The organism is Antiquaquibacter soli (assembly GCF_030580675.1).
Lineage (GTDB): Bacteria > Actinomycetota > Actinomycetes > Actinomycetales > Microbacteriaceae > Rhodoglobus > Rhodoglobus soli.
Genome location: NZ_JAUQUB010000001.1, coordinates 578,634 through 593,044, shown reverse-complemented (window position 1 = coordinate 593,044; position 14,411 = coordinate 578,634). Strand labels below are relative to the sequence as shown.

General features: G+C 71.2%; 14 protein-coding genes. 5 read left to right on the top strand and 9 right to left on the bottom strand.

All coding sequences use genetic code 11. From position 1 onward, the window contains the following. The first annotated feature begins 53 nt into the window (after window positions 1–53). Window positions 54–620: a CGNR zinc finger domain-containing protein gene (locus tag Q5716_RS02840; RefSeq protein ID WP_305001571.1), complete on the top strand. Its 567-nt coding sequence runs from the start codon at window positions 54–56 to the stop codon at window positions 618–620. Beyond that, window positions 617–1,765 (top strand): hypothetical protein, encoded by a 1,149-nt coding sequence (locus Q5716_RS02835; protein ID WP_305001570.1) that lies wholly within the window; start codon window positions 617–619, stop codon window positions 1,763–1,765. The genes Q5716_RS02840 and Q5716_RS02835 overlap by 4 nt, the downstream gene beginning before the upstream one ends. Here the strand turns inward: Q5716_RS02835 and Q5716_RS02830 are convergent. Continuing rightward, window positions 1,762–3,024: an MFS transporter gene (locus tag Q5716_RS02830; RefSeq protein WP_434056577.1), complete on the bottom strand. Its 1,263-nt coding sequence runs from the start codon at window positions 3,022–3,024 to the stop codon at window positions 1,762–1,764. The two genes, Q5716_RS02835 and Q5716_RS02830, sit on opposite strands and share 4 nt — an antisense overlap. Before the next feature lie 47 nt (window positions 3,025–3,071). On the opposite strand from Q5716_RS02830, the gene Q5716_RS02825 reads away from it, so the two are divergent. Further along, on the top strand, window positions 3,072–3,587 hold the full coding sequence (locus tag Q5716_RS02825; protein WP_305001568.1) for a winged helix-turn-helix domain-containing protein: 516 nt from the start codon (window positions 3,072–3,074) through the stop codon (window positions 3,585–3,587). Here the strand turns inward: Q5716_RS02825 and Q5716_RS02820 are convergent. Continuing rightward, window positions 3,584–4,576: a stage II sporulation protein M gene (locus Q5716_RS02820; RefSeq protein WP_305002956.1), complete on the bottom strand. Its 993-nt coding sequence runs from the start codon at window positions 4,574–4,576 to the stop codon at window positions 3,584–3,586. The genes Q5716_RS02825 and Q5716_RS02820 overlap by 4 nt on opposite strands. A gap of 16 nt (window positions 4,577–4,592) precedes the next feature. Here Q5716_RS02820 and Q5716_RS02815 point away from each other — a divergent pair, with 16 nt between their 5' ends. Beyond that, window positions 4,593–5,459: an RDD family protein gene (locus Q5716_RS02815; RefSeq protein ID WP_305001567.1), complete on the top strand. Its 867-nt coding sequence runs from the start codon at window positions 4,593–4,595 to the stop codon at window positions 5,457–5,459. Between the two features lie 54 nt (window positions 5,460–5,513). On the opposite strand, the gene ahcY is transcribed toward Q5716_RS02815, so the two are convergent. From ahcY to Q5716_RS02800, 3 genes are read right to left on the bottom strand one after another with little or no spacing between them, the layout of a single operon-like run. Then, window positions 5,514–6,974, bottom strand: a complete 1,461-nt coding sequence (ahcY, locus tag Q5716_RS02810) for an adenosylhomocysteinase (protein WP_305001566.1) — start codon at window positions 6,972–6,974, stop codon at window positions 5,514–5,516. Window positions 6,975–6,979: 5 nt separating this feature from the next. Further along, complete coding sequence (locus Q5716_RS02805; protein WP_305001565.1) at window positions 6,980–7,804, bottom strand: HAD-IIB family hydrolase; 825 nt, start codon at window positions 7,802–7,804, stop codon at window positions 6,980–6,982. Beyond that, window positions 7,801–8,016, bottom strand: a complete 216-nt coding sequence (locus Q5716_RS02800) for a DUF3499 family protein (RefSeq protein ID WP_305001564.1) — start codon at window positions 8,014–8,016, stop codon at window positions 7,801–7,803. Before Q5716_RS02800 ends, Q5716_RS02805 begins: the two co-directional genes overlap by 4 nt. Before the next feature lie 67 nt (window positions 8,017–8,083). On the opposite strand from Q5716_RS02800, the gene Q5716_RS02795 reads away from it, so the two are divergent. After that, entirely contained in the window at window positions 8,084–8,527 is a 444-nt protein-coding gene (locus Q5716_RS02795; protein ID WP_305001563.1) for a metallopeptidase family protein, read from the top strand. An 8-nt stretch (window positions 8,528–8,535) separates the two neighbouring features. On the opposite strand, the gene Q5716_RS02790 is transcribed toward Q5716_RS02795, so the two are convergent. The 4 genes from Q5716_RS02790 to galE all read right to left on the bottom strand — a co-directional run bounded on the left by Q5716_RS02790 (window position 8,536) and on the right by galE (window position 14,358). Next, window positions 8,536–10,071, bottom strand: a complete 1,536-nt coding sequence (locus Q5716_RS02790) for a DUF5719 family protein (RefSeq protein ID WP_305001562.1) — start codon at window positions 10,069–10,071, stop codon at window positions 8,536–8,538. Then, complete coding sequence (locus Q5716_RS02785; RefSeq protein WP_305001561.1) at window positions 10,064–12,895, bottom strand: glycosyltransferase; 2,832 nt, start codon at window positions 12,893–12,895, stop codon at window positions 10,064–10,066. The genes Q5716_RS02790 and Q5716_RS02785 overlap by 8 nt, the downstream gene beginning before the upstream one ends. 50 nt (window positions 12,896–12,945) lie before the next feature. Continuing rightward, window positions 12,946–13,278 carry a WhiB family transcriptional regulator gene (locus Q5716_RS02780; RefSeq protein ID WP_305001560.1) on the bottom strand — a complete coding sequence of 111 codons (333 nt, stop codon included), beginning with the start codon at window positions 13,276–13,278 and terminating at the stop codon, window positions 12,946–12,948. Window positions 13,279–13,383: 105 nt separating this feature from the next. Continuing rightward, window positions 13,384–14,358 carry a UDP-glucose 4-epimerase GalE gene (galE, locus tag Q5716_RS02775; protein ID WP_305001559.1) on the bottom strand — a complete coding sequence of 325 codons (975 nt, stop codon included), beginning with the start codon at window positions 14,356–14,358 and terminating at the stop codon, window positions 13,384–13,386. Window positions 14,359–14,411: the final 53 nt, after the last annotated feature.

The window sequence follows — 14,411 nt, the reverse complement described above, 5'->3', positions numbered from 1 at the left end:
GGCGAGTATGTTGCTGCTAGCCGGCCGGAGGTGGCCGCAACGACGGGACACACATGAACGGTCACGACTGGCGCGATCTCGAGCACGTTCTCGGCACCATCACCGCGCTCATCAACACCGGCACCCCCGCGGCGGACTCCGAGGAGCTCGGGACGGCGGAAGCCTTGCGCCGCTTCGTGCTCGACCGCGTGATCACGGAGGTCGAGGAGCCGACGGCGCGCGACCTCGAGCCGATCCACCTGGTTCGCTCCCAATTGCGGGCGGTCTTCGTTGCTCCCGACGAGTCGGCCCGCACCGACATCGTCAACCGACTCCTGGCGTCGGCGCGCATCACGCCGCGGCTGTCCGATCACGACGGTCTCGGCCTGCACCTGCACTACTTCCCGCCGTTCGCGACTCTCGAGGAGCATCTCGTGGCCGACTGCGCGATGGCCCTCGCAGTGATGCTGACCTCGGGCGAGGGCGACCGGCTTCGCGTCTGCCGTGCTCCGGACTGCTCCCGCGTGATGGTCGACTACTCGAAGAACCGCTCGCGCACGTTCTGCGACAGCGGCCGATGCGGCAACCGCGTCAACGCCGCCGCCTATCGCGAGCGGCAGAGGGTGACGGCGGGTCAGTGAGCCTCCTAGGCCTCCCCCGCGTGATCAACGCGGGGGCTGCGCAATCGCGGCTCGGCGGCTCGACGCTCTCCCGGAGGGTTCTCGAGGCGATGGCCCGGGCGTCGACCGAATACGTCGACATCGAGGCGCTCCACGACGAAGTCGGTCGTCGCCTCGCCGAGGCGACGGGCAACGAGTCAGCGTGGGTGAGCGCGGGCAGCGCCGCCGGAGTCATGGTCGCCGTCGCCGCAACGATCGCCGGACCGGATCCAGAGCGGGCCGCAGCTCTCCCCCGCAGCAGCGAGCGACCCGACGTCGCGGTCTGGTCCGGCCATCTCGGCGGCCAGCTCGCGGGGGCCGACGCCTGGCACCCCAACGACTACCTCAACAGCATCGCCGCGGGCGGCGGCGCCGTGCGCGTCGTCGAGCACCCCCGCGAACTCGACCGCGCCGACGCGGCATTTGTCTGGTTCCCGGGGATGTTCCCCCATGAGGACGAGGACGGGATGCTTCGCCTGTTCGCCGACGCGGCACGGCAGCTGGGCATCCCGGTCGTCGTCGACGCTGCCGATCAAGTACCGCCGCGCTCGCGACTCACCGACTACACGCGCGTGCTGGGAGCGTCGCTCGCCGTCTTCAGCGGGGGCAAGGGCATCGGCGGCCCCACCAGCAGCGGGCTCGTCGTCGGCACCGCAGAGCTGGTCGCCGCATGCCGAACCAACAGCGGCACCGAACACGGGGTCGGACGTACGGCGAAGATCGGCCGCGAAGAGCTCCTCGGTCTTCTCGCCGCAGTCGAGGAGTTCCTCGAACGGGACGAAGACGACGAGTACGCCGAGAGGCTCGCCGTCGTCAACGAATGGTCGACGGCATTCGTCGCTCATCGCCTCGCCGTCTACGCGGATCCGTCCGGGCACTGCGGGCAGCTCGTGCCGCGGCTGCTCGTGCGGGTGCCGAGCGGATTGCGCGACTGCCGCGACGACGTCATCGGCCGGCTCTGGGACCGATCCCCACGCGTGGCCGTTCTCCCGGCGCCCGGTGCCCGGATCGCTCTGAGCCCTCAGCTTCTTGCGCCCGACGAGCCCCCGGAAGTCGCGCGGGCGGTACTCGAGTCGATTGCGGCGCACCGGTCGGGCTGCTCGGACTGCTCCGCCGACTCCGCTTAGTCCCGCACCTGCTCCCGAGGCAGCTCGCGCATCCCCGTGAGCGGCGAGAACAGCACGAAGGCCGCCCCCAGAAGCCCGCCGACAGTGCCGATCCACATCGTCGGCACGATTCCGAGCCCGGTTCCGAGCGCGCCCCCGGCGAGGCTCCCGAGCGGCATGACCCCCCAGACGACGAAGCGTATCGAGGCGTTCATGCGGCCGAGCAGGCGGGGCGGGCAGAGCCGCTGGCGCATCGTGACCTGGGTGATGTTGTAGACCAGGACGAAGAACGACTGCAGGAGCATCCCGCCGATCAGCACGGGGAGCGCGGCAACCCCGGCGAGGGAGGCGAGCGGGTAGGCGGCGGTGGCGATGCCGAAGCCGATCGCGGACACGGTGATCGCCGTCCCCTCGCCGATGAGGCGCGTGAACCACGGCGTCGCGACGGCACCGAGCAGTCCCCCGACCGAGCCGACGGAGTACATCAGGCCGAGCGAGGCCGGACCGAGGTCGAGCTCGCGGAGCACATAGAGCGCCTCGAGGGTCGTGATGAAGAAGCCGAAGAAGTTCGTCGCCGCGGTCGTGAGGACGATCGCACGGAGAAGTCGGTGCCGGAACACGAACGCGATGCCCTCGGCGATCTCGGTCGCCAGCGGTCGCCGCTCGTGACGTGGCGGAGTGGTCTCGGTGTCCCGGACTCTCCAGATGGCGAAGGCGGAGACGACGTAGGAGATCGCGTCGACGACGAGCAGCACCGGCGCGCTCACGATCGTGAGGAGCGCCCCGGCAAGACCGGGGCCGCCGATGCTGGCGATCTGCGACGTCGTCTCCAGCCGGGAGTTGCCGGAGCCGATCTGGCTCGACGGCAGCAGGATCGGAACGTAGCTCTGGTAGGCGACGTCGAAGAAGACGGTAGCGACGCCCACGACGATGCCGACGACGTAGAGGTGCCACATCTCGAGATGTCCCGCGAACCAGAGCGCGGGCAGCGTCGCCAAGGCGGCGGCGCGGACGATGTCGGCCGCGATCATGGCCCGGCGCTTGAGCATCCGGTCGAGCCACGCGCCGGCGGGGAGTCCGACGAGGAGGAACGCCGCGGTCTGGGCTGCGCCGAGGAGTCCCACCTGCCACTCGGTCGCGCCGAGGAAGGTCACGGCGAGCACGGGGATGGCGAGCAGGGTGAACTGGGCGCCGAGCTGGCTCACCGCCTCGCCGCCCCAGAACCACAGGAAGTTCCGGTTGCGGCGAAGCGGGAGGTCGAGGGGGGTCACGGTCCCCATCCTGCGCTAGCGATTGGCTTTCGTCAATCACTCAGTAGGATAGGGTCATGGATGCCTCGCCCGACGACGGCGCCCGAGCCCGGGCGCTCGCCTCACCACTGCGTATGCGCATCCTGCGCCTGTGCCTGCACGAGCCGCGCACCAACAAGGAGCTCGCCGAGGAACTCGGCCTGAACCCCGGCAGCATGCTGCACCACGTCCGCTCCCTCGTCGCGACGGGCTTCCTCGAGGCTGCCGAGCCGCGACGCGGTGCCCGCGGAGCGCGAGAGGTGCCCTACCGGGCCACGCGACGGTCGTGGCGCACCCCCGTCCCCGGGGTCGGCCCCATCCTGCTCGAGACCTTCCTGCAGGAGATCGAGGGGCTCGCGCCCGACGACATCAGCGCGACGCGGCTCGGCCTCAAGCTCACCGCCGAGAACCGGGCGGAGATGCTCGCGGAGTTCGAGGCGGTCTTCCAGCGCTGGGCGTCGCGGCCCGCGGACCCCGACGGCGACCCGATCTCCCTGTTCTTCGCCGAGCATCCCGACCTGCCGCGCCGCGATCGCGGACGGGACCGGGGCTAACCCGCGACGAGCTGCCGCGCCCCCGCCTCGAACTCGTCCAGGTCGCCGGTCTGACCCGCGCGGAAGGCGCGACGGCCCACCACCCACTGATAGGCGAGGAACGCTCCGAGCGCGACCGTGCCGATGCCGATCTTGATCACCCACGGCCAGTCCTGCCGGGTCACGAAGCCCTCGATGATCCCCGAGACGAACAGGGCGAGAATCAGGCCGACCACGATGGTGAACATCGCCCGACCCTCCTCCGCAAGCGCCCGGGCCCGAGTGCGCGCTCCGGGCGCGATCCACGCCCAGAACACGCGCAACCCTGCCGCGCCGGACACGAAGAGCGAGTAGAGCTCGAGCTGGCCGTGCGGGGCGATGTAGAGGAAGAAGACGTCGAGCGCGTCGACCGAGTCGAGGGCGGCGGCGGCCATCCCGAGCCCTTGGGCGTTCGAGAAGAGCAGGTAGACCGGGTACAGGCCGGTGATGCCGAACGCGATGCACTGCGCCGCGAGCCACGCGTTGTTGGTCCAGACGACCGACGTGAAGGACCCGCCAGAGAACTCCGAGTAGTAGTTCACGAAGTCCTCGCGGTACTGCTCGAACTCGGCCTGCGTGCCCATCGTCGCCAGAACCGCCGGGTTCGATGCGGCCCACCAGCCGAACAGCACCGCCACGAGCACGAAGGCGGCCGCAACGACCGCGCTCAGCCAGCGCACTCGGTACAGGGCCGCCGGCAGCTGAGCGACGAAGAAGCGCGGCAGCAGGCTCAGCACGTTCGCCGACGCCCCGGTGAAGCGCAAGCGGGCACGGCTCAGAGCGAGAGAGAGACGATCGCCCGGGACGGACTGACCGGCCGAGGTCTGGATGGCGGAGAGCTGGCTGGCCCCCGACTGGTACGACTCGATGAGCTCATCCGCCTCCGCGCCGGAGAAGCGCCGTTGCGAGCCGAGCCGGGCAAGCCTGTCCCACTCATCGCGGTGGGCGGCGGAGTAGGCGTCGAGGTCCATCTGCTTAAATGATGGCATGAGCACCCCCGCGGCGGTCCCCCGCACGGATGCCGTCGCCCACGACGAGGCGGCCAACGGGCTCATCATCGGAGAGGCCGTCGCGCTCGACCTCAGGCCCGCGGCCTTCGTGCTGCGCGCGGCGGGAGCCGCGATCGACTTCGTCGCCTACTTCGGCACCTACCTGCTCCTGTTGTGGCTGCTGCTCACCTACGCGGGTCAGCTCGGCCTCGACGAGGCGCTCACGAGGGCGATCTCGGTCGTGGGCCTCGTGATCGCCATCGTCGTCGTGCCGACCGCCGTCGAGACGCTCTCGCAGGGCAAGTCGCTCGGCAAGCTGGCAGTCGGGGCGCGCATCGTGCGGGACGACGGCGGTTCCATCGGGTTCCGGCACGCCTTCATCCGCGCGCTCACCGGCGTGTTCGAGATCTTCGGCACCCTCGGCGGCGGGGCGGCCATCATCGCTCTCCTGAACAGCCGCTCGCAGCGGCTCGGCGACCTCGTCGCGGGCACCTACAGCCAGAACGAGCGCGTCCCGCACGCCGTCACCCCGGTCTTCGGCGTGCCCGTAGTCCTGCAGGAATGGTCGCGCACCGCCGATGTGGCCCGGATGCCCGACGGCCTGTCCCGGCGGATCGCGCAGTTCCTGGCGCAAGCCACCGCGCTCACCCCGCAGACCCGGTCGCGCCTCGCGGCAGGGCTCGCCAACGAGGCATCCGTCTTCGTCTCGCCCGTGCCCGCCGTCGACCCCGAACTCTTCCTCGCCGGAGTCTCCGCGATCCGACGGGATCGGGAGTTCGCCGCCCTCGAGCTGCAGAAGCGCGGTCTGGAGCGACTCGCCCCGGCCTTGCGGGGCATGCCTCGCGGCTTCCCCGACCGCGGGTAGCCGGCGGAGGCGCCTTCCGGAGCCTCAGTCAGCGAGGCACTAGAGGCGACGACCCTAGTACCGGTAGTGGTCCACCTTGTACGGGCCCTCGACCGGAACCCCGATGTACGCGGCCTGCTTCGGCGTGAGCTGCGTGAGAACGACGCCGAGGGCGTCCAGGTGCAGTCGCGCGACCTTCTCGTCGAGGTGCTTGGGCAGCACGTAGACGCTGTTCTCGTAGCGACCGTCGCCGTTGTTCGCCCACAGCTCGATCTGCGCGAGCACCTGGTTGGTGAACGAGTTGCTCATCACGAACGACGGGTGCCCGGTGGCGTTGCCGAGGTTCATGAGACGGCCCTCCGAGAGCACGAGGATGCTGCGCCCGTTCGGGAGCCGCCACTCGTGCACCTGCGGCTTGATCTCGACCTTCACGGCTCCCGGCAGCGCCTCGAGCCCCGCCATGTCGATCTCGTTGTCGAAGTGCCCGACGTTCGCGACGATGGCCTGGTGCTTCATCCCCTGCAGGTGCTCGACGGTGATGACGTTCTCGTTGCCCGTGCTGGTCACGAAGATGTCCACCTGGTCGAGGACGTTCTCGATCGTCGTGACCTGGAAGCCGTCCATCGCGGCCTGCAGCGCGCAGATCGGGTCGATCTCGCTCACGATCACTCGGGCGCCCTGACCGCGGAGCGCCTCCGCCGACCCCTTGCCGACATCGCCGTAGCCCGCGACGAACGCGACCTTCCCGCCGATGAGCACGTCGGTGGCCCGGTTCAGTCCGTCCGGCAGCGAGTGGCGGATCCCGTACTTGTTGTCGAACTTCGACTTCGTCACCGAGTCGTTGACGTTGATCGCCGGGAACAGCAGGTCGCCCGACTTCGCGAGCTCGTAGAGGCGGTGCACGCCCGTCGTGGTCTCCTCGGTGACGCCCTGGATGCCCGCCGCGATCGTCGTCCAATAGCCCGGCTTCTCGGCGAGCGACCGACGCAGCAGGTCGAGGATGACCCCCCACTCGTGGCTGTCGCCCGGCTGCGTCTCGGGCACGGCGCCGGCGAGCTCGAACTCGCGCCCCTTGTGCACGAGGAGCGTCGCATCCCCGCCGTCGTCCAGGATCATGTTGGGCCCGTCGAAGCCCTCCGCCGACCAGTCGAAGGCCTGCTCGGTGCACCACCAGTACTCCTCGAGCGTCTCGCCCTTCCACGCGAACACGGGGACGCCCGCGGGGTTGTCGACGGTGCCGGTCGGGCCGACCGCGATGGCGGCCGCCGCGTCATCCTGCGTCGAGAAGATGTTGCAGCTCACCCACCGCACCTGCGCACCGAGCGCGACGAGCGTCTCGATGAGTACCGCCGTCTGCACCGTCATGTGCAGCGAGCCCATGATGCGCGCACCCTTGAGCGGCTGAGTGGGACCGAACTCCTCGCGCAGGGCCATGAGCCCCGGCATCTCGTTCTCTGCCAGTCGGATCTGGTGGCGCCCCGCCTCGGCGAGGGACAGGTCGGCGACCTTGAACGGGAGTGCGGTGGTGAGGGTCATGCCCTCTATTCTCGCACCTGGGCGAGCGGAGTCATCGTCTCCAACGGGAACGGGCCGCCCTCGTCGATCCACTCGCTCACGGCCGTCACCGTCGCGAGCGTGTCCCGCCAGCCGTGCACCGGGATGGATGCGACGCCGAACTCGAAGACCGGGTAGTCGTTGCCCGCCTCATCCAGGCGGTCCCCGATGAACAGCAGGTTCTCCTTGGCGACGTCGAGCTCGGCGAGGAGCTTGGCCACCCCGTACGCCTTGTCGATCCCCTTGCGCGTCACGTCGATCGACGTCGACCCGCCACCGCGCACCTCGAGATCGGGGAGGCGAGGAGCCGCCCACTCGCCGAGCGCGCGCTTCTTCGAGCCATCCGGGTCCCACGCGGTCTTCGCCTCGACGGGGGCCCGCTGGCCGAGCGCGGAGAAGGTGATCTGGCTGCCCCGGTCCTCGATGATGTCGCCCCAGGGCTCGGGCTCCCAGAGGCCGAGCTCACGAGCGCCCGCCTCGAGGGTCGCTATGGTGCGGGCCTTCTCGTCATCGGTGAGGTCTTCGGCGTATTGCAGCGACCATCCGCCCGACTCCCACCGGTAGTAGCGGGTGCCGCACGTCGGCATCAGGTGAAGCCGGTCCATGGCGTCCTCGGGGGCGCTGAACGCCCGCAGCGCCTGGGACTGGAACTGCTCGAAGCGACCCCCCGAAATGATGCAGACCGCCGTGCGCTCGAGGAGCCGCGCGAGCGCCTCGCTCATCGCCGGATCCATCACCGACTTCGACGGGGCGAGGGTGTCGTCCAGGTCGAAGACGACGGCGGCCAGATCGGCCGGGGAGGAGAAGCTCATGCCCCCAAGACTACGTGGCGCACGACCTGCCAGCCCTGAGGAGCAGACAGCCGCTCGGCGTGACGCTCGCACAAGTCGTAGGAGTGCGGCTCGGCCGAGAGGCTCAAGGGGCCGAGGACGGCCATCGAGTCGGCGTAGACGTAGGTGAGGGTGGACACGGCCTCGTCGTTGCAGGCGACCTTGCTGCACGGGCGGCCGGTGATCTCGCTCATCTCACGCACAGCCTACGACCGGCCACCGTCCCGGCCTGCGCGGCACGCGGAAAGCTAGGATGGGGTCGTGCCCAGGTCTCCCCGGCGCGTGAGCGCACCTTCAGCCCGTCGCGGCTGGCGGGACCGCCACGGGCGCGGAATGCGCTCCGCGGTCACTGGACCGCACCTGCCGCTGCTGCACACCCGCGTCGACGACTTCGATATGACCGTCGCGTCGACCGCCGAGTACTTGCGCGACCTCTGGCCGGACGAGCTCGCCGACGTCTCCTTCGAGGTCGCCGGCCTCCCCGCGCAGTTGGGCGGGGGCCGGTCGGTCGACCGCTGGCGCGTGCTCCCGCAGCAGGGCCGCGTCATCCTGTACCGGCTCCCCATCGAGCGACTCTCGAAGCTGCACCGCGACGACGAGCTGCACCGCCGGATGATGATCGAGAGCTGCGTGTTCCGAGCCGTGGCGGAGCTGCTGGGCAAGGACCCCTGGGACCTCGCCCCCGAGCGCTTCCGGCACCTGTAGCCGGGCCCCTACGGGTAGATCAGGATCGGGCTCGATCCCACGCCCGGCGGTCGCACGACGTACCCGGCGATCTGGGCGCCGTCCACGAGGGAGACCGACGCGAACAACCGGTCGAAACCGGACAGCACGTAGCTCGCGCCGGGGTCGACAGACACGCTCACCGCGGCGCCGGCCGCGACCTCGACCTCGGAGTCGTCGCCGCCGTCCGCGCCGACGAGCTCGACCGTCACGGGCGCCGTCGTAGGGTTCGCGAGGTGCAGCCTCGGAGAGGGCCCCGGCGCGATCGTGACGGCCGCGACCTCGCCGAGAGCCGGGGCGGCGGGGAGCCAGACGACGTCGGTGCCGTCGCCCGACGCGGCCGACGCGCGAGCCGCAGCGAGGAGGGGCACCTCGGAGTCCACCCGGACGGTGTAGGTGCCATCCGCGAGGTCGGGGATCGGGACATCCTGGACGAGCCCGGCATCGAACTCGAACTCGAACGATGTCCCGGTGCCGACGCCGTCCTCGGGAATGACTCGGATCGTCGCCTGCGCGGGCTCCTCCCCGGGCACGAAGACGCGCAGGACCGTCTGCAGATCTTCGAAGCCGGGCCCGAGGCCGAGGTTCTCCTCGATGTCCGCGCCGCCCGAGATGACGAGTCCCGGGATGACCGTCTCCAGGGACGGCGACTGGGTGGGTCCGACGATTTCGGCGCCGCCGGCGACGAGGCCGCGCACGATCGACTGCTGGAGCTCGGCGACGACCTGGCCGCCGGCGCTCGTCACGTGCACGACGGGCGATTCGACATCCGGGGCGAAACCTGCGAGCGAGAGCACGCGCTGCCCGCTGGGGGGCACGACGATGCCGCTCGTACCGGGAGCCACGATCGGACCGTTCTCACCGAATAGCTCGAGGTCGACGGTGGCGGGCACCTCGGTCGGGTTGTTGAGCGTGAGCAGGGTGGTCCGGCCGACCGTCGTCGCACCGCCCGCGAGCCAGACGTCGGCCGAGGCGACGCCGCAGTCGGCCGCCGCGAGGCCGACGAAGTCGCCGTCGGAGACGCTCTGCGACTGAGCACCCGAGAGGAGGATGCGCTCGCTCGGGTCGGCCTCGTTCGGCGGCGTCGAGATCACGCGAGGTGCGGCATCCGTTCCGCCGGAGCCCGCGTCGGACTGGTCGAGCGGGTCACTGGTCACGGCACCGGAGCTCGAGTCGGAGGCGAGCTCCGGGACCCCGATCGGCGACGCCTGGGTGGCCTCCTGTCCCGACTCGTCGGAGAGCCGCAGGAGCGGGCCGGCGCACACGAGCTGCTGCGCCGTCGGAACGGGAACCACGAGCTCGCTCGGGGCCTGCGAGGCGACGCGGGGCAGGGGCACGAGCGCGGCGACCGCGATGGCCGCGGCAGCGACCCCGATGCCGATCGCCCCCGTGACGACGCGCGCTCCGACGATCGCGACTCCGCGGACGGTGACCGGGGCGCGGCTCTCCCGGAAGTCCTCGTCGGGCTGGTCGACGAAGGGGTCGTCGCGCTCGACGGCGTCGCCGGTGGGCTCGATATCAGTCATCGACGGCCTCCTCGCCCGAGGCGGACTCGGACTCGTCGCTGTCGGAGCCGCGGGCCGAGCGAACGCGGCGGCGGCGCGTCGTCGGGATCGCGAGCAGGAGCGTGAGGCCGAACACGATCCCCTGGCCGATGAGGATGCCGAGTCCCCACGGCGAATCCGTCGGCCGCGGGCCGCTCGGCGCCTCACCCTCGGCGAGGCCCTCGAACGCCCACAGATAGCCCGCGCTCGTGGCACCGACCGGGGTGAGCAGCCGGTTGCCGTCGAGCGACTCGGCCGTGCGCAACTGCGTCGCCTCCGCCTCTTCGGTCGCGGCCGGCGCGGGGAGGACGACGAACGCGATCTGCAGCGCGTCGAGCTCGGCCGCGATGTCGAAGCCGCTGCGCGAGGCCAGGTTGCCCGCCAGCTGCGCGAGTCGGACGTCGTCGTCCGTGAGCTCGGTCGCGGTCGCGGCGAGAGTCGACTGCTCGTCGAGGGTCGTCCCGACTCCGCGGTGGAGGGTGACGGCGAGTCCGCCGTCCGGCTCCGCGCGCAGTTCGAGTGTGCCGAGATCGGGCCGCGACGAGGCCTCGGCCGTGACGAACGCCGGGAGGAGCCGCCCGGAGGACTCCACGACGGCGGTCGACCCCGACGAGCCGGAGACCACGGCGGGCACTGCGACGGCGACCAGGGCGAGCCCGGCGACCCAGGCAGGGACGCCCGCCCGCGACCCGAGTGCGTCGAGGGCGACGACGGCACCGCCCACGAGCCCCAACCAGTAGAGGCTCAGCCCGGCCCCCGCCCAGATCGGCGTCGCCTGCGAGCCCACGAGGGTCACGGCGATGTGCGTGCTCGCCACGGCGGTGGCGAACCCGAGGAGCGCGACGAGGAGGATCGGGATCGAGCGGGTCGACCCGGGAAGGAAGAGCGACAGCAGCGAGAGCACGGCGAGGGGCGCGAGCAGCACGAGGACGGCCACGTGCGGGACGAGTCCCGGCAATCCGAGCGGGGCGAGCAGGGCATCCCAGCCGTGCAACTGCCCGGTGGGGGCGCCGAGCGCCAGCTGCCAGCCCGAGGGGGCCGCCTGCAGCACGGGCACGCCCGGCTCCGCGAGGAGCGCGAGCCACGAGCCGCGACCGAGCTGGTCCACGACGAGCGGAGCGAAGAGCGCGGCGGCGGGGATCGGGATGCCGAGGAGACGGGGGATGCCGCGGGGGCGGGCGAGCATCCAGGCGACGAGCATGACCGCGAGCGCCGGGACGAGAACGGGAGCGGAGGCCGCGACCGCCGCGAAGAGCAGCGCGGCGACGGCCGCCATGGCCCAGCTGCGCGCGGCGCGAACGATCGCGAGCACGAGGGTGGGCAGGAGGATGTGCGCGATCACCGCGCCGAGGTGGCCGCCGGCGAGCGACGCGAGGAAGGGCGGCGCGAGCGCCCACGCGATGGCGGCGACGGAGGGTCCCCACCCCCGGCGGGAGAACGCGGCGGCGCACCACCACGCCCCGAGGGCGGCAAGCGGGAGGGCCGCCAGGTAGAGCAGAACGATCGAGAACGAGGGCGACCAGAACGTGATCGAGCCGAGCACGGCCAGGACGACCGCGAACGGATCCGCGGCACCCAGGAATCCGAGGCCGATGTCATGCCAGCCGTAGCCGACGTGGGACCACAGCTCGGCGACCGTCGACGACAGCGGAACGAGTCCGCCGCCGGAGAGCGCGCCGACCCCGAGGAAGCGACCGAACGCGATAAGTCCGATGACCAGGGCGACGAGCACGACCCACGCGCCCCCTCCCCCGAAGAACCCGGGGCCCTCGCGATGACCCGAGAACGCGACAGCGGCGGCGGCCCGCTCCTGCGCGCGGCGCTCGCGCACCTGCCCGGTCGACATCCGGAACGCGTCGACAGCCGGCCAGCCCAGCACCCGGGACCGACGGATGCTCCGGCGGGCGCTCGGCACGGAGCCGTCGAACGCCGCCCCGATCCCCGCCGCGAGCTCGCCCCCGACCGACCCGGGTCGTTTGGCGACGAGGTGCACGAGCGAGCGCAGGACGGCGAGCGGCACGAGGGTCAGCCAGTGCAGCGGCACGGCGATCGTCGGAGCCCACGCGAGGCGGCGGTGGAGCTGCGCGGCACGCCGGACGCGGTTCTGGGCGCCCGCCGACAGGGAGCGCCTACCGAACAGTTCGGGAGGTCCCGCGGTCGCGACGCGCGCGGCCGGGACACCGACGACCCGGTGGCCGGCGAGTCGCGTGCGAGCGCAGAAGTCGAGTGCGGCATCCACCGAGGGCAGCCCGGGGTCGAAGCCGCCGAGCGCCACCCACACGGAGCGGCGCACGAGCATCCCCCCGGCCGCGACGGCGAGGAGATCGCTCTGCACGTCGTACTGGGCCTGGTCGAGCTCATCGCTGACGAGCTGCACCGATCGGCCGAAGGTCGTGATGGTCTCGCCGAAGGCTGCGATCGTGTCGGCCGCGTCCCAGCGCATGAGCTTGGGACCGGCGACGGCCACCGACGGGGCGACCTCGACAGCGCCGAGCAGCGCCGCGAGCGCACCCGGCTCTGGCGCGTTGTCGTGACCCAGCAGCCACAGCCAGTCGTTCTCCGCGGAGCCGCCGCCGCTCACCTGCAGCGCGTGGGCGATGGCGTCGCCGAAGGAGCGGCGACCCGGGGTGGTGATCACCGCGCCGCCGAAGTCGGAGAGCAGGCTGCCGGTCGAGTCGGACGAACTGGAGTCGACGAGGAGCAGCGAATCGGGTCGCCGAGTCTGCGCCGCAATAGCGGCAAGGGTTCGGGGCAGGTAGTCGGCGCCGTTGCGGGCGACGAGAACTGCGGTGACTCTCGGCTGCATCGAATCGAGACTATGCGGCGGGTGCGCTCAGCCCCGGTGTGACACGGCCGTTAGGCCCTTTTGCGCAGCTTGCGGCGCTCGCGCTCGGACAGTCCGCCCCAGATACCGAAGCGCTCGTCGTTCTCGAGCGCGTACTCGAGGCACTGGGCGCGGACCTCGCACGAGGCGCAGATCTTCTTCGCGTCGCGCGTCGAGCCGCCCTTCTCGGGGAAGAACGCCTCCGGGTCGGTCTGCGCGCACAGCGAGTCCGACTGCCAGGCCAGCGGGTTGTCGTCGTCCTCGACCGGCTGCCGGACCCCCGGAACCCCCAGGCGGATCGGGTCTACGAACCAGTCGTCGGGCACCCCGGGGCCGTGCGGCGCGCGACTGACATTGCTCGCCATGCTCATCTCCCCTCCGGCGGACGCCCAACTGCCATCCGCCGCTAGGGATAATTACATCGGTGTAGTTACCCTCGCGTCAAGTCGCGGATCATATGGGCTTCAACTTCACTCGGAGGGTTGTGCGGCCCCGCGTGTCGCTATCCATTGCGTCTCGACCATCTCGCGCAGCGAGTGCCGCATCCGCCAGTCGAGGTCGCGGGCCGCGAGGTCGCCCGCGGCGACGATCCGGGCGGGGTCGCCCGGCCTGCGGGGCGCGATCTCCGGCGTGAACGGGATGCCCGTGACCTCCGCGACCGTCGCCATGATCTCCCCCACCGACGAGCCCGACCCGGACCCGAGGTTGTACGCCGGCTCGAGCTCGTCGCCCGCGTCGAGCCGCTGGGCGGCGACGACGTGAGCGAGGGCGAGGTCGGAGACGTGGATGTAGTCGCGCACGTTCGTGCCGTCCGGCGTCGGGTAGTCGTTTCCATTGATGCGCGGCGTCCGACCCTCGACGAGCGCGGTGAACACGAGCGGGAGGAGGTTGTGCGGGCTCGAGTCGTAGAGCGAGGCATCCCCGGATCCGACCACGTTGAAGTAGCGCAGGGAGGTGTGGCGCAAGCCGCGCGCCACCGCCTGGTCGCGCAGCAGCCACTCTCCGATGAGCTTGGACTCGCCGTAGGGCGACTGCGGGTTCTTGGGCGTCTGCTCGGTGACGAGATCGGTGTCAGGCGTGCCGTAGACCGCAGCGCTCGAGGAGAACACGATCCGGTCGACCCCGTGGGATTCCATCGCCGCGAGCAGCCGCTGCGTGCCGGTCACGTTCTGCTCGTAGGTGTGCAGCGGCTGGGTGACCGAGACGCCCGCGTACTTGAAGCCGGCGACGTGGATGACCCCGGTGATCCGGTGGTCCTCGAGGACCTGGAGCAGGAGCGAGCCGTCGAGGATCGAGCCGCGGACGAACGGCACGTCGCCGGGCACGAAGGACTCGTGCCCGCTCGAGAGGTCGTCGAGCACCACCGACGGCAGCCCGGCTGCCCCGAGAGCCCGGACGACGTGCGATCCGATGTAGCCAGCACCACCAGTGACGAGCCAGGTCATGGCTCCCAAACTACCGCGATCGGGTAGGCACCCGTCGGTACCCGTCGCTGAGG